This window comes from Acidovorax sp. WCS2018Noco2-16 (assembly GCF_031843945.1).
GTDB lineage: Bacteria > Pseudomonadota > Gammaproteobacteria > Burkholderiales > Burkholderiaceae_C > Paracidovorax.
In genome coordinates this window covers 26,978-44,588 of sequence record NZ_JAVTJJ010000011.1, presented here as the reverse complement: position 1 = coordinate 44,588, position 17,611 = coordinate 26,978, and the positions used below count along the sequence as shown (strand labels likewise).

The window sequence follows — 17,611 nt, the reverse complement described above, 5'->3', positions numbered from 1 at the left end:
TTACGCGCGGCGACCCAACGTCGCGATCAGATGATCGGCACGCCGCCCGTCACCGCGATGGTGGCGCCCGAGATGTAGCTGGCCTGGTCGGACGCCAGCATCACATAGGCAGGTGCCACTTCAGCCGGCTGGCCGGGGCGCTGAAAGGGCACCTGCTTGCCGAACTCCCGTGCACGCTCGATGTCCAGCGTGGAAGGAATGAGCGGCGTCCAGATCGGCCCCGGCGCCACGCAGTTCACGCGAATGCCCTTGTCGGCCAGCAGCTGCGCCAAGCCGCCGGTGAAGTTCTGCAACGCGCCTTTGGTGGAGGCATACGCCAGCAGTGTCTTGTTGGGCTTGTCTGCATTGACCGACACGGTGTTGATGATGGCGCTGCCGGGCGGCATGTGGCGGGCGGCGGCCTTGCTGAGGTAGAACGTGGCGTAGACGTTGGTGCGGAAAGTGCGGTCGAACTCCTCGGCCGAGATCTCGTCGATGCTGTCGTGCGACATCTGATAGGCCGCGTTGTTGACCAGAATGTCGATGCCGCCCAGCTCCTGCACGGCGCGTTCGATGATGGCATTGCAGTGCGCCTCTTCGCGGATGTCGCCCGGCACGCCCACTGCACGGCGGCCTTCGGCGGTGACCAGCTCCAGCGTCTGGCGGGCATCGTTTTCTTCTTCGGGCAGGTAGGCAATGAGCACGTCGGCACCCTCGCGTGCATAGGCCAGCGCCACGGCGCGGCCAATGCCGCTGTCACCGCCCGTGATGACGGCGCGGCGCCCCTGCAGCTTGCCAGAGCCCTGGTACGACGACGCGCCGTAGTCGGGGCGCGGATGCATGTCGGTTTCCGCACCGGGCGGCGTGAGCGGCTGCTGTTCTGAAAAAGGGGGACGGGGGCCAGCGGTTCTAGGGTCGAGTGGCATGGTTTGCTCCTGCAAAAGATGATGGGATCGGGCTGGGCGACATCGCACAGCACGCACCCTTGCAGTCTTTAAAACCAGCGCCCGACCGCCTTGTAGGAGAAGCCGCCCCAATCCTTGTCAGTACGCTGCCTCCATCCGCACCCCTCTTAAACAGGGCCCGGCGCGGCGGCACCGCCCAGGGGCACGGCCGGCGCAGCGGCTGCGTTGGCCGGCGCCGCCGCCGTCGTGCCGCAGGCATGGCAGAACCGCGCGAACGCGCTCTTGCGGGTGCTGCAGTGACCGCAATGGTCAAAAAGGCCAATGCCGCAGTGCGGGCAGAAATCGATGGACTCGTTCTTCAGATCGACCGTGCGCTCGCAGCCCGGGCACACGCCCTTGGCCAGCCGCGCCAGGGCCACGTCGTAGCTCAGGTCCTTGCGGCGCTCCTGGTCGGGCAAGGCCTCGGCCTGGCGCTGGCGCTCCAGGTAGCGGTTGAGCGCGACGATGGCGTAGCGGCCCACCAGCACGGTGACGACGATGCCCACCACGTAGCGCACGTAGCCGCCGTAGCTGGGCAGGTAGGGCACCAGCTCGACGAAGAAAGCGAACAGCGCGAAGAAGATGAAGCCCCACACGAAGGGCCAGTACGTGCTTTTGCGCTTCTTAGCAAACAGCCAGCCGGCGGCGACCAACAGGGGCAGCGTGAGCGCCAGGCGGTAGAGGAACACACGCAGTTCGACCTTGCGCATTTCGGTCGCCATCCGCTCATAGCCGCCTTGCTCCAGCGCGGACAGGCTGTGGCGCGCTGCTTCGGCGCCCTGCTGGGCGTCGAGCTGCGCCTGCTGCTGCGCCTCCACGGCCTGCTGCGTCTGGCGCTCGCGCACCTTCAGCGCGTCCAGCGCCTGGGTGCGTTTGACCACCTCAGGGTTGTATTCGGCCTGCTGCGTGACGCCGCGCGTGGCCAGCCAGTTGTCGAAGGTCTCGCGCGCAGCGGCGGTTTCGCTGCGCGCCTTATTGCGCTGCAGCCGGGCCTGCTCCAGCGCCGTTTCAGCGGCGGACTGGGCCTGCTCGGCGGTGGTGACCTGCGCGCGCAGTGCCTGGGCTGCCGCCTTGTCCAGGTAGTCGTCCAGTTGCAGCGGCGCCTCCACGCGCGGCAGGTCGCCCACCACGGTGCCGCCCAGGCCGATCAGGAAGCTGGCGAACACCAGCGACACCAGCCACAGGCCCCGGCGAAACCATTTTTCAGACAAACGCAAACCCTTGCTCATGCTCTGCTCCTTCGTGCAATTGCTATTGTATTGATAGCTAATAGCGCTTGATATATAAGCGCTAGAGGCCATTTTCATCATTATTTCAGCTCAGCCAGCCTCAGGGCTGCAGATTCAGCGTCACCGCAGCACCGGCCAGCTGCGCCCGCTGCAACCAGGCAAAGACCGAATCCACCGTCACCGTTTCTATGCGGTCGGCAAAGCGCTTGTCGTTCGGATGATCGTCGAACGCCACGTTCGCCGACGTGACGCGCCCGCCCAGCCGCGTGAGCGGGCCGATCTTCAGCACCGTGGGCTCGTAACCCTTGAACTGCAGCCACGCCTGGGCCTGGCTGCGCGTGCGGATGGTGGCGGGCTCCATCGCCGCGGCCAGCGCTTCCAGCGCCCACTGGTTGGACTGCTGGTAGCGCGTGCCCCACACATAACTGACCATGTTGTACGCGCGTTGGTGCAAAGCCGTGGCACGGGCGCGGTCGGCCAGCACGGGCAGCATCTGCTGCTGCACGGCGGGCGTGGGCACGGCCCAGGCCGCCTCATAACGCCACAGGTCGTCCATAAAGAATTCGCCCAGGCCCTGCCGATAGACGTGGGCCACGGCGGTGCCGCATTCGTTGAGCTTGTGCACCACGCGCCAGGCGCCTTCGGGCGTTCGGTAGGCCCAGCCCAGGTGCGAATAGCGCAGGCCGTACTTCGACAGGTCTTGCCCCGCACGCGCCAGCACCACCACCCGGGTGCCCGAGCGCGCGTGTTCGGCATCGAGCGCGCGGGCGGTGCGCTCGGCCAGTTGCATGCCGCGCTCGATGAGTTGCGGCGTGGGCTTGCGCTGCTCGCACGAGCGGCCCGCGTGGGCAGCGCCAGCGCCTGCCAGGGCCAGCACGGCGGCGAGCGCCAGTTCGCGCCAACATGGGGGGCACACGGGGCGCTGCATCACAGACGCTCGTTGTGCAGCAGCGCGCGGCCGATGGCGTTGGGCACGAAGGCCAGCGCCTCGCCCGCTACCGACAGGATCACGCCCGTGCCGATCACACTGCAGGTGACCACCGTGCCTACGCCGTGCGCTGCGGCGGAGGTGGCGCGGCCCGCGACCTCGACACTGGCCTGCGCGCCGTCCGAGGCACGCTCGAGCAAATACACCGTGCCAGTCGCCGAAGCCTCCACGGCTTTGACGGTGAGCACCGCACCGCCCGCCGACAGCGCCACCGGCAGGGCGACCACGGCCCCGGCCACCGCCGAGCCAGCCCCCACCGAGCCGACGACCGAGGCGACCGGCAACAGCGACAGCGCGGCCGAGGCCTCGCTCTGCGAACGCGCCGGGCTTGCGGCCGTGCACAGCATGCCGACGACGAGCGCCGTGCAGACGAAATGGGTCGGGCGAATAGCGAATTTCATGGCGATGGCTCCTGGAACGAGATGTCTGAACAATAACGACGCGATCATTGGGCGGCCTGCAGGTCGGCAGCGGCTTCACGGCGGCCTTGCAGGCGGGCCTCTGTCAGGTCGGCCTCGTGGCGGTCGCGCAGCATCTTGGCCAGCGTGAACGCGGTGGTGATCAGGTAGAGCCAGCTCACGCCCAAAAACGCCTTGTAGGTGACGTTGATGTCCATGCCCAGCAGGCCCCAGCCGGTCAGGCCCATGGCCACGGCAAAACCGCCCCAGACGACCAGCTTCCACATCGGCACATCCTTCCCACCCTGGCCGCCGCCTCGGCGGGCCGCGCTGTCGCTGTCCCGCACGAACTTGGCCAGCACGAATGCGGCGGACAGACAGAACACGTAGCCCATCACCATGAATGCGCGCTCCAGTTGCTGGCCGGGCAACCAGGCCAGGCCCACCCCGCACAGGAACACGGCAAGACCGAAGGACACCCAGACCTGCAGTTGCCAGGCACGGGTGTCACGCTGAATGATGAGGGGGGCAGTGGACGACATGAATGAGGTGGCAGCAAAGGCCTTGGTTGAACACGGAGCGAATGGTGACGGCACACCGCGCTGGCGCCCGCAACCAATGGCTGCAGTGGCCCGGCGCTCACTGGCGGGTATCGCATAGCGATACTTCTTCCGACCGTAGCCCACCGTGTAGACCGTATCTGCGCGGAATCTGGGCGACAGGCGGCTGCAGCATGGCGTCTCACAATCGCGACCAAGACCCTCAAAGACACTGTAAGGAGACCCATCACATGACCGCACCCGCTTTCGATCTCGTCGTCCACGGCGCCACGGGCTTCACCGGCCGGCTGGTGGTCGAATACCTGCTTCAGCGATACCCGGCAGGCAGCGGCCTGCGCTGGGCCATGGGCGGGCGCAACGCCGACAAGCTTGCGGCAGTGCGCGATGAACTGGGCGCACCGGCCGACACGCCCTTGGTGGTGACCGACACCGCCGACCCGGCCAGCCTGCAGGCGCTGATGGCCCAGACCCGCCTGGTGCTCACCACCGTGGGGCCCTACCAGCTGTATGGCAACGAACTGGTGGCCGCCTGCGCCCAAGCCGGCGTGGACTACGTGGATTTGTGCGGCGAGCCCGCCTGGATGCGCAAGATGATCGACGCCCACGAGGCTGCGGCCCAGGCCAGCGGCGCCCGCATCGTGTTTTCTTGCGGGTTCGACTCGATCCCTTTCGATCTGGGCGTGCATCTGCTGCAAAAGGAGATGAAGACCCGCTTCGGCCATCCTGCCAACCGCGTGCGCGGCCGGGTGCGCAAGATGAAGGGCACGTTTTCAGGGGGCACTGCGGCCAGCCTGAAGGCCACGCTGGCGGCATCGGCTGCCGACCCCGCCGTGCTGGACCTGCTGAAGAATCCCTTTTCGCTCACGCCCGGGTTCGAAGGCCCGCGCCAGCCGTCGGGCAGCAAGCCCATGGTGGACGAGGCACTGGGCGACGTGGGTGGCGAAAGCGTGTGGGTGGCGCCGTTCGTGATGGCGGCCATCAACACCCGCAACGTGCACCGCTCCAACTTCTTGCTGCAGCACGCCTGGGGCAAGGATTTCGTTTACGACGAGATGCTCGTCACCGGCCCTGGCGCAAAAGGCGAAGCCATGGCCAACGCGGTGGCGGGCGACCGGTCGATGGGCTCTGGCAACGGCCCCAAGCCCGGTGAAGGTCCCTCGCGCGAAGAGCGCGAGAGCGGTTTCTACGACGTGCTGTTCCTGGGTACCGACAGCGCAGGCAACACCCTGCGCGTGGGCGTGAAGGGCGACCGCGACCCAGGTTACGGATCGACGTCCAAGATGATCACGGAAGCCGCCGTGTGCCTGCTGCAGGAAGCCACCGACACCCCCGGCGGCATCTGGACCACCGCGCCCGCGATGGGAGACAGGTTGATCGCACGCCTGCAGGCGAATGCGGGCTTGAGCTTCGCCGTCGAATCGGCCTGAAACCGGGCATCACACCGCCAACGGCAGCTCGGTGGTCGACAGCACGCTGCGGATCACCATGAACGATCGCACCTGCCGCACGCCCGGCAGGTACAGCAGCTGCTCCGCATGCAGGCGGTTGAAGCTCTCGCTGTCTTTCGTGCGCACCAGCAAAAAGTAGTCGAACTCGCCGGTGACCACGTGGCATTCCATGCAGCCCGAGATCTTCACGGCGGCCTTTTCGAATTCGGCGAATGAATCCGGCGTGGAGCGATCGAGCACCACGCCGATCATCACCAGCATGCCGGCCCCCACCGCCTTGGGGTTGAGCAGCGCCACCACGCCGTCGATGAGCCCCAGGCGCTTGAGCCGCTCCACGCGCCGCAGGCATGCCGGCGCGCTCAGGTGCACCTTGGCGGCGAGTGCCACATTGGAAATGGACGCGTCCCGCTGCAGCGCCCGCAGGATGGTCTTGTCCGTGCGGTCGAGTTCGCCGGAGCGGTCGGCCGGCTGCACGGAACGAGAGGCGGCACTTACTTTTGTTGCACACATAGCGTTTTTGAAGAAATTTAACTTCGGTAGACCGTTGTCTAGGGCTTTTTTCAGCCACTTATGAGCATCTATTCGCAACCCTGTTGCAGTCGCATTTTCCTACTATTTGTGCAACGGACGACCCGATTGCCAGACGGCACAAACCGGTCGCCGGAACACCCCCTCTTTCTTTCAAGCACCGCCAGAGAGCCTTCCATGAACCTGCAGAAATTCGAACGCTATCCCCTCACCTTCGGCCCCACGCCCATCCAGCCGCTCAAGCGCCTGTCGGCCCACCTGGGCGGCAAGGTCGACCTGTATGCCAAGCGCGAAGACTGCAACTCCGGCCTGGCCTTTGGCGGCAACAAGACGCGCAAGATGGAATACCTGATCCCCGAAGCCGTCAACGGCGGCTACGACACGCTGGTGTCCATCGGCGGCATCCAGTCCAACCAGACGCGCCAGGTGGCCGCAGTGGCCGCGCACCTGGGCATGAAATGCGTGCTGGTGCAGGAAAACTGGGTCAACTATTCCGACGCCGTGTACGACCGCGTGGGCAACATCGAGATGAGCCGCATCATGGGCGCGGACGTGCGGCTGGATGCCGCAGGCTTCGACATCGGCATCCGCCCCAGTTGGGAGCAGGCCATGGAAGACGTGCGCAAGGCTGGCGGCAAGCCGTTCCCCATTCCCGCAGGCTGCTCAGAGCACCCGTACGGCGGCCTGGGCTTCGTCGGCTTTGCCGAAGAAGTGCGCGAACAGGAAAAGGAGCTGGGCTTCCAATTCGACTACATCGTCGTGTGCTCGGTGACCGGCAGCACGCACGCCGGCATGGCCGTGGGCTTTGCGGCCGACGGCCGGGCGGACCGCGTGATCGGCATCGACGCATCGGCCAAGCCCGAGAAGACGCGCGCGCAGGTGCTGCGCATCGCCCAGAACACCGCCAAGCTGGTGGAACTGGGCCGCGAGATCACCGACGCCGACATCGTGCTGGACGACCGTTTTGGCGGCCCCGAGTACGGCCTGCCCAACGAAGGCACGCTCGAAGCCATTCGCCTGTGCGCCCGCATGGAAGGCGTGCTGACCGACCCCGTGTACGAGGGCAAGTCCATGCACGGAATGATCGAGAAGGTGCGCCTGGGCGAATTCCCAGCGGGCTCCAAGGTGCTGTACGCCCACCTGGGCGGCGTGCCAGCCTTGAATGCCTACAGCTTTCTTTTTCGCAACGGCTGATATCGGTTCGCGGCAGGAAGCGGCGCAGCTCACGCGGCTGTTGTCCATGGCATTGATCTGAGACCTGGGCGTTGGCGCGGGTCTCTCCAGAGGAGCATTGCAATGACGAAACACATCCCGCGCAGACGCGCATGCGCCGCCCTGCTGACCGCAGCGGTAGCAGGTCTCGGCTCCTGGCAAGCAGCGCATGCCGAGAGCTACCCGTCCAGGCCGGTGCAGTTAGTCGTGCCCTTCCCACCGGGAGGGGCTGTCGACATCGTCGGCAGGTTGGTCGGCAAGAAGCTGGGCGAACGGCTGGGGCAGGCCGTGGTGATCGAAAACAAAGGCGGCGCCGGCACCATCGTCGGCGCGGCCTTTGTGGCCAACGCACCCGCCGACGGCTACACGCTACTGATCAGTTCGGGCTCCACCTTCACCGTGAACCCCGCGCTCAACGCCAAGCTGCCTTACGACCCGGTCAAAAGCTATGAGCCCATCGGCATGGTGGCGCGGGTGCCATTGATTCTGCTGGCCCACCGCGACGTGCCGGTGGACAACATCAAGCAGCTGATCGCCGCCGTGCAAGGCGCGCCGGGCAAATACGTGTATGGCTCCTTTGGCACCGGCACGACCGGGCATTTCGCGGGTGAGCTGATGTGGTCCGCCATCGGCGTGAAGCTGCTGCACATCCCCTACAAGGGCAGTGCACCGGCCATGAGCGACCTGCTTGGTGGGCAGATTCCTTTCACCGTAGACACGGTGGCCGCGGCGCTGCCCCAGCTGAAGTCCGGAAAGATCAAGGCGATTGCCGTCACCGGCGCTGCCAGGGCGGCCCAGTTGCCGGATGTGCCCACGGTGGCGGAGAGCGGCTTCGCCGGCTTTTCCGCCGATTCATGGCTGGCCGTGGTCGCACCGCGCGGCCTGCCCGCTGAAGTGACGGCGAAACTGCAGAAGGCCCTGGCAGAGACCATGGCAGACGCCGACATCCGCAGCAAGCTCATTGCCAGCGGGTTGGAGCAAGCCTGGGAACCCGCCGACGCCGTGACGGCGCGCATCGAGGAAGAACTGCCGCGCATGCGTGCCATCGCGCAGCGGGCCAATATCCGTACGGATTGATGGCCATAGCCACCAAGAACAACCGAAATGTAACTTTTGTTTACAATTCGGAAATACTTCCAATGTCGAGGAAGCAAAATGTTCAAGGTGGATACATGAAAAATTTCTTCGCACGAATGAAGCTGGGAACCATGCTGGGCGTGGGTTTTGCGGCGGTGATCTTCATCGGATTCGCGCTGGCACTGTTGGGTCGCTTCTATGTTGTTGCAGCGAGCAACGATGTGCGTCAGATCTCCGAAGACAGGCTTGTGAAAATTCTGTTGATACAGCAGATCAAGGACAACATCAACGTGGTCGCGCGTACGGTGCGGAACATGGCACTGCTCACTGATCCGGGATTGATGAAAGAAGAAAAAGCGCGCATGGATGACGTGTCGCAAAAGAGTGGCGAGCAATTGAAGCAACTGGATCGGTTGATTGAATCCGGAGAGGCCCAACGCCTGCTCGGGGCTGTCACACAGACCCGTGGTCCCTATCTGGCTGTCATCAACAAGGCATCTTCTCAAGCCCTCGACAATCAGGCCGAAGCAGCACGCAACACCCTGTTGATTGAAGTGCGGCCGCTTCAGAACTCGTATTTCAAGGCGCTGGAAGAATTGAGCGTCTACCAGCAAGCGCAGACCACCGAAACCGTGAACGACTCGCGCAAGCGCGCCGATGCGGCCGCCACCATGCTGCTCGGCCTGGCCATCGTCGCCACATTGCTGGGCGCTGCCATCGCCTGGGCCATCACGCGCCACGTCAAGCGGCAATTGGGTGGCGAGCCAGCCTACGCAGCCAGCATCGCCCAGGAAGTAGCCCGCGGAAACCTCGCCATGCAGGTGGATCTGCGCGCGGGTGATTCGTCCAGCGTGCTGGCGGCCATGGGCATGATGCGCGCCAATCTGGCGCAGGTCGTCTCGGAAGTGCGCCTGAGCAGCGAGTCCATCGCCACAGGCGCCTCGCAAATCGCATCGGGCAATGCCGATCTGAGCCAACGCACGGAAGAGCAGGCGTCCAACCTGCAGCAGACGGCCGCATCGATGGAGGAGATGAACTCCACCATCAAGCAGAACGCGGACACCGTGCGCACCGCCTCGCAACTTGCCTCGTCCGCCAGCACCACCGCCGCTCGGGGAGGCGAAGTGGTGGGCAATGTGGTCCGCACGATGGAAGACATCACTGCCAGCTCGCGCAAGATCGGCGACATCATCGGTGTGATCGACGGCATCGCCTTCCAGACCAACATCCTGGCGCTGAACGCCGCGGTGGAAGCCGCACGCGCTGGAGAACAAGGTCGCGGCTTTGCCGTGGTGGCGTCGGAAGTGCGCAGCCTGGCCCAGCGCTCGGCGCAGGCCGCCAAGGAGATCAAGGATCTAATCGGTGAGAGCGTTTCCAAGGTGGAGGCGGGCTCGCAACTGGTGGGCGAAGCGGGCAGCACCATGGTCGACATCGTCGATCAGGCGCGCCGGGTGGCGGACCTGATCGCAGAGATCGGAGCGGCCACGCACGAGCAGGAGCAAGGCCTCTCGCAGGTCAGCGATGCCGTCAACCAGCTGGATCAAGTCACCCAGCAAAACGCTGCATTGGTAGAAGAATCTGCCGCCGCAGCCGACAGCCTGAACACGCAGGCTGCGCGCATGGTGGAACTGGTCAGCGTCTTCCAGATAGATACCGCCGTGACCGATGCGGTCATCGCCCAGGTTCGCCAACGCAGCCAGGCCACGCAGCGCACGAAGCAGGCTTCCTTGGCGCAACAAGCCACGACCAGCGCGCCAGCAGCCAAGCCGGCAATGCTTCGCAAGCCCGCCGCGGCGGCTCCAAAGTCCAAGCCAGCCGTGCCCAAGAAGGTGCCGGCCTTGGCGACGACGGCTGCGGCCAAGCCAGCAGCCCAGAACGCGGACGACTGGGAAAGCTTCTGACCTCAGCGCCGCGCCTGAACCCAGTCAGTCCGGCAAGGACAACTGGGCTACGTGGCTCTGCAGGTTTTCCGGGGATACCGCGCTCGCGGCCAAGGGCGTGCCCACGTTCAGCCCTACAAGGTTGAACGCCCCCCGCCGGAAGGGCCGCACCATCGCGCCGCCCTGCTCGATGCGGCTGAAGAACGAACCCCACAGCCCGTTGAGCGCCATAGGCACCACCGGGGGCTCGAGCCCATCGGCCCGCGCGCGTTCGATGATCTTCATGATGCCGCCCTTGAAGGGCTGCAGCGTGCCGTCGCGCGTGATGCCGCCCTCGGGAAACAACGCCAGCAGATCACCATCGCGCAGCACCTGTGCAGCGCGCTCGAACGCGGCGTCGTAGACTGCGGGATCTTCTTTCTGCGGCGCGATCGGAATGGCCCGGGCGAGCCGGAACAGCCAGCCAAGCACGGGCACGCGGAAGATGCGGTGGTCCATCACGAAGACGATGGGCCGGGGGCTGGCCGCCATCAGCAGCACTGCGTCGATGAAGCTCACATGGTTGCAGGCCAGGATGGCGGCGCCGTGCGCGGGAATGTGCGTCTCGCCCCGCACGCGGAAGCGGTAGATGCAGCGTGACAGCACCCAGGCCACGAAGCGCAGCAGGTATTCGGGCACGATCAGGAAGATGTAGAACGCCACCAACGCGTTGGCGATGCCCGTGAACAGGAAGATCTGCGGCACCGAGAAATCGGCCGCCAGCAGTGCGCCGGCGATGAGCGAGCTGCCGATCATGAACAGCGCATTCAAGATGTTGTTGGCCGCAATGATGCGTGCGCGGTGCGTGGGCTGGCTGCGCATCTGGATCAGCGCGTACATGGGCACGCTGTACAGGCCCGCGAACAGGCTTAGCAAGGCAAGGTCGGCCATCACGCGCCAGTGCGCCGGTTGCGCGACGAACGCGGCCAAGCCCATCACTTCAGCGGCCGGCAGGCTGCGCGAGGCGAAATAGAGGTCGATGGCGAACACGCTCATGCCGATGGCGCCCAGCGGCACCAGGCCGATCTCGACCTGCCGGCGGCTCAGCACCTCGCACAGCAGCGAGCCCACGCCGATGCCCACCGAGAACACCACCAGCAGCAGCGAGGCGACCTGTTCGTTGCCATGCAGCACGTCCTTCGCAAAGCTGGGGAACTGGCTCAGGAACACGGCGCCGAAGAACCACATCCAGCTGATGCCCAGCAGCGAGCGGAACACCACGATGTTGCCGTGTGCGAGCTTCAGGTTGCGCCAGGTCTCGCTGACCGGGTTCCAGTTGACGACCAGGCCCGGGTCGGTGGCCGGCGCATCGGGAATCCACTGCGCGGCAAGGCGCCCCACCACCGCCAGCGTCAGGCAGGCCGCAGCCACCGCGCCATGGCCAATGCCGGGCAGCGCCACCAGCAGGCCGCCCGCCACGTTGCCCAGCAAAATGGCGACGAAGGTGCCCATCTCCACCATGCCGTTGCCGCCCGTCAATTCGCGGTCGTTCAGCACCTGCGGCAGGTAGGCGAACTTCACCGGCCCGAACAGCGTGGAATGCAGCCCCATGAGGAACACGCAGGCCAGCAGCACCACCGGCTGCGCCAGCACGAACCCGGCAGTCGCCACCAGCATGATGGCGATCTCCAGGTTCTTGACGAAGCGGATCATTCGCGTCTTCTCGAACTTGTCGGTGAGCTGGCCCGAGGTAGCCGAGAACAGCAAAAACGGCAGGATGAACAGCGCACCGATCACCAGCCCCGCCAGGCTGGGCGGCATCCACGACACGCTGAGCTGGTAGGTGACCATCACCGTGAACGCGAACTTGAACAGGTTGTCGTTGGCAGCCCCCGCGAATTGCGTCCAGAAAAACGGTGCGAACCGTTTCTGCTTCAGCAGCGCGAACTGGTTCGGGTGCGCCGGCTCGGCGGCGGCAACTTCGGGGGCCGTGAAGGCCTGCTCCTGGCTCATGCCTTAGCTCCTGTCGGATGGGAAAGAGTGCGAACTGCGGGCTTCTTGCGCGCCGGCGGCGATTGTGCCCCGGCCCGGTGCGGCCCGACCGCGCCACGCCATACGGCTGCAGCGTGCCCAATAATGGCCGGTACCGACTGCTGCAGGCGGTTGCAGCAAAGCGGCCATCACCGGCCAGGCCGCCAAGGCGGCCGCCACATGCTTGAGGCTGTGGCCCGACACGATGCCGCCGCTGGCTTGCCAGACGGCGTGGTCGCCCAGCTCCAGCACCTTGGCCAGCGCATACCAGCCGATCAGAGCAGCCAGCGACACGGGCAAGCGCCCCGCCAGCACCGGCTTCGTGGCCAGCCACACCATCAGCAGCATTCCCCCGCCCTGCAGCACGCCCCAAGGCAGCAACTGGCCAGACAGCCCCCAGGCGCGCAGAGCCAGCCAGCCGGACACCAGCACCACCCCTGGAGTCACCCAGGCTGCCCGTGTGCCGATGCGGCTGGCCACGGCCAGGCCGAGCGCACCGGCGAACGCCACCAGCATGCCCGCGCGGTCAGCCAGCAGCGTGATGCCGTGCGGCTGCCAGTGGTAGAGCGAGGAACCCGCCGCCGTCAGCAACAAGCCGGCGAAGAACAGGCCGGCCATGGCAGCAGTCACGACTTGGCCGTTGCGTTGACCGTTCGCACCGCGCGCCAGCCACCGGCACACCGCCCACAGGCCGATGCCGCCCGCCACGGCGAACGGCAGGTTGGTGAGCACGTCCATCGCATGCGCCAGGCCCCAGAGCGTGCGCTGGTCGGCAAACGCGTGCGGATCCGCGCCTTGCGTCACGTGCGGACCCCAGGTGGCAAGCGCCGCCAATGCGGCAAAGGCAAGGTACAGCGCTGCTTCGGATGAGGAATGGTGCCGGGAGGAATCAGAGGCCATGGGTCAGACTTTCAGAAGGTGGCCGCCCTTGCAGCCACTAAGCGCAGTCTCTATTGAAGGAGCCAAGACAGCCGCCGGAAAAAGCTACCAGGCTTGAAAATCAGCACGCACAGTATCCATAATCGATACCCATGAGCACCACCGCCGATCTCGTTCTCGCGCTGAAGAAAGAACTCAAAGCCGCGCAGATGACCTATGCCGACCTGGCGCAGGCGCTGGGCATGGCCGAATCCAGCGTCAAGCGCATGCTGGCCAAGGGCGACATGCCGCTGTCGCGCATCGACGCGATCTGCCGTGCGCTGCGCCTGGACTTCGCCGACCTGGCCCGCCGCGTGGCGGACAGCCAGCCGCTGCTCAAGGAGCTGACGGAGCCGCAAGAGCAAGCTGTGGTGGCCGACAAGAAACTGTTGCTGATGGCCATATGCGTGCTGAGCCAGTGGACGCTGGAACAGGTCACCACCACCTACCGGCTGAGTGAAGCCGAAGGCGTGCGCTACCTGGCGCAACTCGACCGCATCGGCATCATCGAGCTGCGCCCACTGAACCGCTACCGCCTCAAGCTCGCCAAGACCTTCCGCTGGCGCCCCCACGGCCCGGTGATGCACTACTTTCGCGAGCACGCGCTGCTCGACTACTTTGCCGGCAGCTTCGACGGCCCGGGCGAAGGTGTGCTGCTGGTGCACGGAGCCATCAGCCGCAGCCTGGCGCCCGCCTTCTGGGAACGCATGCAGCGCGTGGCACAGGACTTTGCCCAGCAGCACCTGGCCGACCAACGCATGGCCGAGCGCGAACGCGAGGGCTACACGGTGCTGCTGGCGATGCGCAGCTGGGAATTCGAGGTGTTTTCGGGAATGCGTCGCTGACGCGAGCGCCGGATCCCACCGCGTCGAAGGCCCCGTCAGAGGCTCTCGCTACCCATATGCACCACTTGGCCGATCAGCAATGCGTTGGGCGACACCAGTTCCTTGCGAGGATGCCGCAGGGCGTCGTCGGCGGTAAGCCACCACGCCCCCTTGTCACGCACCAGGCGTCTGATAAGACATGCGCCTTCGTCATTGACCAGATAGACACGCCCCTCCAGCGGCTGGGTCAGTGCGGTATTGACCGTGATGACGTCCCGGGGGTGCAAGGACGGCCGCATGGATTCATCCTGCACACGCAGCGCGATCAGATCCTCAGCGCGGTACCCCCGACGTTTCAGCCACCCGCGCGGAAAGCATGCACCGGCTGCATCTTCCCCCTCCGCAGCGCCATGCTCGCGCACAGATTCAAACCCCTTCTTACCAGGCACGAGCGACAGCTTCACCAAAGCCACTGACATCGCGGCGTCATCAATGCCGTCGCGAGCAACCCGATACGTGGCGACTGCTTCGGATGCGTGCGCAGGTACATATGCATACACCGCCGCAAACCAGCCATCCATCCCACGCAGGGCTTCAACGGCTCGCACCGTCTTTTCAGACACGACCCTGCTGCCGGACAGCATCTGACGCACGAAAGCGCCGTCTCGGTACCCCACCAGACGCCCGAACGCGGCAATGTTGCCGTTGGTGAGCCGATCAATCGCAGCTTTAAGACGTTGGCGCCGATACGTTTGAAGAACCATGTCATCCATCTCGCAACCGTAGCACATGCTACGGTTGCAATTGCTACCTACTGACAATAAAATCAGTAGCTATTGCTACCTAAAAAAATAACGAGGGATGACACTCAACGACTACCTCCGGGGGGAAGGTGCCTTGACCGTGCGCGCGTTGCGCAAACGCATGGCGGAGTACGGCTCCTCCATCAAGAGCGACGCGCAGATTCGGCAGTGGCAGCACCACTATGCGGAGCGCTGCCCCTCTCCGCTGAATTGCGTTGCCATAGAACACGCTACAGGTGGACAGGTCACGCGCCGCGATCTACGTCCGCACGACTGGGCCTCCATTTGGCCCGAGTTGGCCAACCTCTCCACATCGTCTTGCCACCGCGGCCTGCCACCCGGCCGTACCTGCTTGCCTGCCCCCGAAACCGAATGACCACGATCACTTCCAGCCTTCCTCGCCACCCTCGCCCCTCCTCCCCGCTGAGTTCCGGCAGACTGCCCTGGCGGTTACGCAAGTCGCCACGGAACGGCTCTCATGCTTGAAGGGATCTACCACTTCTGGTTCTACTTTCCTGTCGTGATGGTGGTGGCGCAGTTCGGCGGTGGGTTGCTCGCCCGGCTGACGACGCGCGCAGCCAATCCGCTGCGGGACTACACCTACCAGCCCACGGTTAGCGTGCTGCTGCCTGTCTACAACGAGGGGGAGCACGTGCTGGCCACCATCGAAAGCATTCTCGCGTGCGACTGGCCTGCCGAGCGGCTGGAAATCGTGGCCTTCGACGACTGCAGCGCCGACGATTCCTGGCATTGGCTGCAGGTCGCAGCGATCCGATGGCCAGCGCAGTTGCGCATTCACCGCAACCCCATCAACAGCGGCAAGCACGTCTCCCTATCGAACGCGCTGGCCCGATCCACGGGCGATGTTCTCATCTGCATCGACAGCGACTGCATCTTTGATCGCCAGGTCATTCGTGAGTTGGTGGCGTGCTTCGCCGATCCGCAGGTCGGCGCGGTAGGCGGAAACATCGGCGTGACCAACGTGAACGACAACGTGCTCACGATCGGACAGACCATGGTCTATTACATGAGCTTCCAGTTTGGCAAGATGTTGCAGAACCTGTCAGGGCACGTCTTCTGCATCAGTGGGTGCCTGTTTGCCGTGCGCCGTCCTTTGTTCGAGGCGGTTGAGGGCGAGGTCAAAGGGCGCAACTGGTTCGGCCTGAGCGTGCGCGACGGCGAAGACCGGTACATGACGCACGCCATCATGATGCGCGGCTGGAAAACCATCGTGAACCCGCATGCCACCTGCTGGACCGCGGTACCCCACCGGCTGTCGCAGTTCTTCTCCCAGCAAGTGAGATGGCGCCGCTCCGGCCTGCGCGATCTGTTCTGGACCTGGCGGCGCATGCCCGAGCACCTGCGGCTGATCGGCCTGCTGCCACTGATGGCTGCACTGGTACCCGAAACCTTCACCGTCCTCTGGACCTTTCTGGTGATTGCCACGGTGTTGTCCAACGGACTGGTGCAGGCTGCATCCACCCTTATCGTCGCCGTCCTGTCGTTCTCCAGCCTGTTCGTCGCTGCGGCGGTCCTCTACAACGCCACGTGCCATTCCTTGGCACCGGGCTCCACGCGCATCCGACTGCCGGTGCTCGCCGCAGTGTCCGGCATCTGGTTCTTCGTGGACGCCATGGTGATCACGCTGGTCGCACTTTTCACCTTCGACGTCGGGGCATGGGGCACTCGCGAGAAAGCCGCCGTCTCAACCGATCCCGCCCTGCCTGTCACATCGGATCAGCAGACATGACGCCTTTGCAAAAAATTATCGTGGCGGCCTACCGCTACCTTGCCATTGCCGTGCTGGGCACGGTGCTGTGCACCGCCATGGCCTATGCCGCCGTCACGCTGTTCTACGTGGTCAACAGCAGTTGGGCCGCACCCGTCGTCATCTCTCGCACGAACGAAAAGATCCTACGACTGACGGCCGAGGTGTTCCGCACACGCCAGGCGGCCGACGGCCTAGACAGCGCTTGGCAGGGACTGAACCGTGAGTCCGAGGCCATGCAAGAGCAGGCCCGCGTACTGGAAAAGCTGATTGCCAGTGCGAGCCACGCGGCATCGCAGCAACGCCAGGCAGACGTGATCCTGTCGCGCAAGGTCGAGCAACTCGGCACAGCCAAGCAGGTCGATATCGCGAAGACGCGCAAGGTTCTCTCCGAGATCGCCTCATTGGAGTCGGCCATCGACCGCGACCTCAAAGCGGGCCTGATGACGCGCGACGACGCCGTGCGCATGCGTGCCACACTCAACAGCTACAAGAGCTCGGCGACGGACTCAGCAGCGACCGGAGTGGCACTGGAGCGCCAACTGTCAGACCTGCGCAGATCCGCCGCCACACTGTCGGGCGGTCCAGCCCAGATGCCACAGGCGCTTGAGGTCCTGGCACGCATCACCGGCTACCGCATGCAACTTGAAAACCTCCAACTCAAGCTGCTGCAGAACACGCAGGATGCGGGCAACAAGCAACGCGAGTCCAACCAACTGCGCGAGATCATCGAGACCCTGTCTGACAGCCCGTACTTTCGCGTGACGCAGTCCGGCACGCCGTTGTCTTTCGCCTTCGTGCCGTACGACAACGAAGCCGTAGCGCGTGTCGGGCAGCCGGTGTTCGACTGCGTCTTGCATGTGCTCTGGTGCAGGCGCGTCGGCACGATCACACGGGTGCACAGCGACGAGGAGCGAGCGCAGCACCCCCTGTTCCGACTGGAAACGCGCGGCTTCCTGGTCGAGTTGGAGCTCGAGACACCGCAATCAGCCAAATCCCGCGTCTTGTTCATCGGCCGCGCCCCCCTGTTTCTCTGAAGGTGACC

17 protein-coding genes are annotated in these 17,611 nt (G+C 65.0%); 8 read left to right on the top strand and 9 right to left on the bottom strand.

What is annotated here, in order from left to right:
• Nucleotides 1-26 precede the first annotated feature (26 nt).
• The 5 genes from RQI28_RS17350 to RQI28_RS17330 all read right to left on the bottom strand — a co-directional run bounded on the left by RQI28_RS17350 (nt 27) and on the right by RQI28_RS17330 (nt 4,080).
• Entirely contained in the window at nt 27-905 is an 879-nt protein-coding gene (locus RQI28_RS17350; RefSeq protein WP_311223687.1) for an SDR family oxidoreductase, read from the bottom strand.
• A 146-nt stretch (nt 906-1,051) separates the two neighbouring features.
• Nucleotides 1,052-2,152 carry a zinc ribbon domain-containing protein gene (locus RQI28_RS17345; protein ID WP_311223688.1) on the bottom strand — a complete coding sequence of 367 codons (1,101 nt, stop codon included), beginning with the start codon at nt 2,150-2,152 and terminating at the stop codon, nt 1,052-1,054.
• Nucleotides 2,153-2,252: 100 nt separating this feature from the next.
• Nucleotides 2,253-3,080, bottom strand: a complete 828-nt coding sequence (locus RQI28_RS17340; protein ID WP_404976927.1) for a DUF2145 domain-containing protein — start codon at nt 3,078-3,080, stop codon at nt 2,253-2,255.
• On the bottom strand, nt 3,080-3,541 hold the full coding sequence (locus RQI28_RS17335) for a hypothetical protein (RefSeq protein WP_404976926.1): 462 nt from the start codon (nt 3,539-3,541) through the stop codon (nt 3,080-3,082). The genes RQI28_RS17340 and RQI28_RS17335 overlap by 1 nt, the downstream gene beginning before the upstream one ends.
• A gap of 44 nt (nt 3,542-3,585) precedes the next feature.
• Entirely contained in the window at nt 3,586-4,080 is a 495-nt protein-coding gene (locus RQI28_RS17330) for a YiaA/YiaB family inner membrane protein (RefSeq protein WP_311223689.1), read from the bottom strand.
• Between the two features lie 248 nt (nt 4,081-4,328).
• On the opposite strand from RQI28_RS17330, the gene RQI28_RS17325 reads away from it, so the two are divergent.
• Complete coding sequence (locus tag RQI28_RS17325; protein ID WP_311223690.1) at nt 4,329-5,525, top strand: saccharopine dehydrogenase NADP-binding domain-containing protein; 1,197 nt, start codon at nt 4,329-4,331, stop codon at nt 5,523-5,525.
• A 9-nt stretch (nt 5,526-5,534) separates the two neighbouring features.
• Here RQI28_RS17325 and RQI28_RS17320 read toward each other — a convergent pair whose 3' ends face one another.
• On the bottom strand, nt 5,535-6,056 hold the full coding sequence (locus tag RQI28_RS17320; RefSeq protein WP_311223691.1) for an Lrp/AsnC family transcriptional regulator: 522 nt from the start codon (nt 6,054-6,056) through the stop codon (nt 5,535-5,537).
• A gap of 195 nt (nt 6,057-6,251) precedes the next feature.
• On the opposite strand from RQI28_RS17320, the gene RQI28_RS17315 reads away from it, so the two are divergent.
• From RQI28_RS17315 to RQI28_RS17305, 3 genes are all read left to right on the top strand, one after another.
• The gene (locus RQI28_RS17315) at nt 6,252-7,268 is read left to right on the top strand and encodes a 1-aminocyclopropane-1-carboxylate deaminase (RefSeq protein WP_311223692.1); all 1,017 of its coding nucleotides are present in this window, start codon (nt 6,252-6,254) and stop codon (nt 7,266-7,268) included.
• 102 nt (nt 7,269-7,370) lie between these two features.
• On the top strand, nt 7,371-8,363 hold the full coding sequence (locus tag RQI28_RS17310) for a tripartite tricarboxylate transporter substrate binding protein (RefSeq protein WP_311223693.1): 993 nt from the start codon (nt 7,371-7,373) through the stop codon (nt 8,361-8,363).
• 95 nt (nt 8,364-8,458) lie between these two features.
• Nucleotides 8,459-10,264: a methyl-accepting chemotaxis protein gene (locus RQI28_RS17305; protein WP_311223694.1), complete on the top strand. Its 1,806-nt coding sequence runs from the start codon at nt 8,459-8,461 to the stop codon at nt 10,262-10,264.
• A 24-nt stretch (nt 10,265-10,288) separates the two neighbouring features.
• Here RQI28_RS17305 and RQI28_RS17300 read toward each other — a convergent pair whose 3' ends face one another.
• Nucleotides 10,289-12,235: an MFS transporter gene (locus RQI28_RS17300; RefSeq protein WP_311223695.1), complete on the bottom strand. Its 1,947-nt coding sequence runs from the start codon at nt 12,233-12,235 to the stop codon at nt 10,289-10,291.
• A gap of 3 nt (nt 12,236-12,238) precedes the next feature.
• On the bottom strand, nt 12,239-13,153 hold the full coding sequence (locus RQI28_RS17295; RefSeq protein WP_311223696.1) for a hypothetical protein: 915 nt from the start codon (nt 13,151-13,153) through the stop codon (nt 12,239-12,241).
• 131 nt (nt 13,154-13,284) lie between these two features.
• Between RQI28_RS17295 and RQI28_RS17290 the strand changes: the two genes are divergently transcribed.
• Nucleotides 13,285-14,016, top strand: a complete 732-nt coding sequence (locus tag RQI28_RS17290) for a helix-turn-helix transcriptional regulator (RefSeq protein WP_311223697.1) — start codon at nt 13,285-13,287, stop codon at nt 14,014-14,016.
• 35 nt (nt 14,017-14,051) lie between these two features.
• Here the strand turns inward: RQI28_RS17290 and RQI28_RS17285 are convergent, their stop codons facing one another.
• Entirely contained in the window at nt 14,052-14,759 is a 708-nt protein-coding gene (locus RQI28_RS17285) for a S24 family peptidase (RefSeq protein WP_311223698.1), read from the bottom strand.
• 97 nt (nt 14,760-14,856) lie between these two features.
• Here RQI28_RS17285 and RQI28_RS17280 point away from each other — a divergent pair, with 97 nt between their 5' ends.
• The 3 genes from RQI28_RS17280 (at nt 14,857) to RQI28_RS17270 (ending at nt 17,603) form a co-directional block, all read left to right on the top strand.
• Nucleotides 14,857-15,174, top strand: a complete 318-nt coding sequence (locus tag RQI28_RS17280) for a YdaS family helix-turn-helix protein (protein ID WP_311230448.1) — start codon at nt 14,857-14,859, stop codon at nt 15,172-15,174.
• A gap of 102 nt (nt 15,175-15,276) precedes the next feature.
• Nucleotides 15,277-16,548: a glycosyltransferase family 2 protein gene (locus RQI28_RS17275; RefSeq protein ID WP_311223699.1), complete on the top strand. Its 1,272-nt coding sequence runs from the start codon at nt 15,277-15,279 to the stop codon at nt 16,546-16,548.
• Nucleotides 16,545-17,603 carry a hypothetical protein gene (locus RQI28_RS17270; RefSeq protein WP_311223700.1) on the top strand — a complete coding sequence of 353 codons (1,059 nt, stop codon included), beginning with the start codon at nt 16,545-16,547 and terminating at the stop codon, nt 17,601-17,603. Before RQI28_RS17275 ends, RQI28_RS17270 begins: the two co-directional genes overlap by 4 nt.
• The last annotated feature ends 8 nt before the right edge of the window (nt 17,604-17,611 follow it).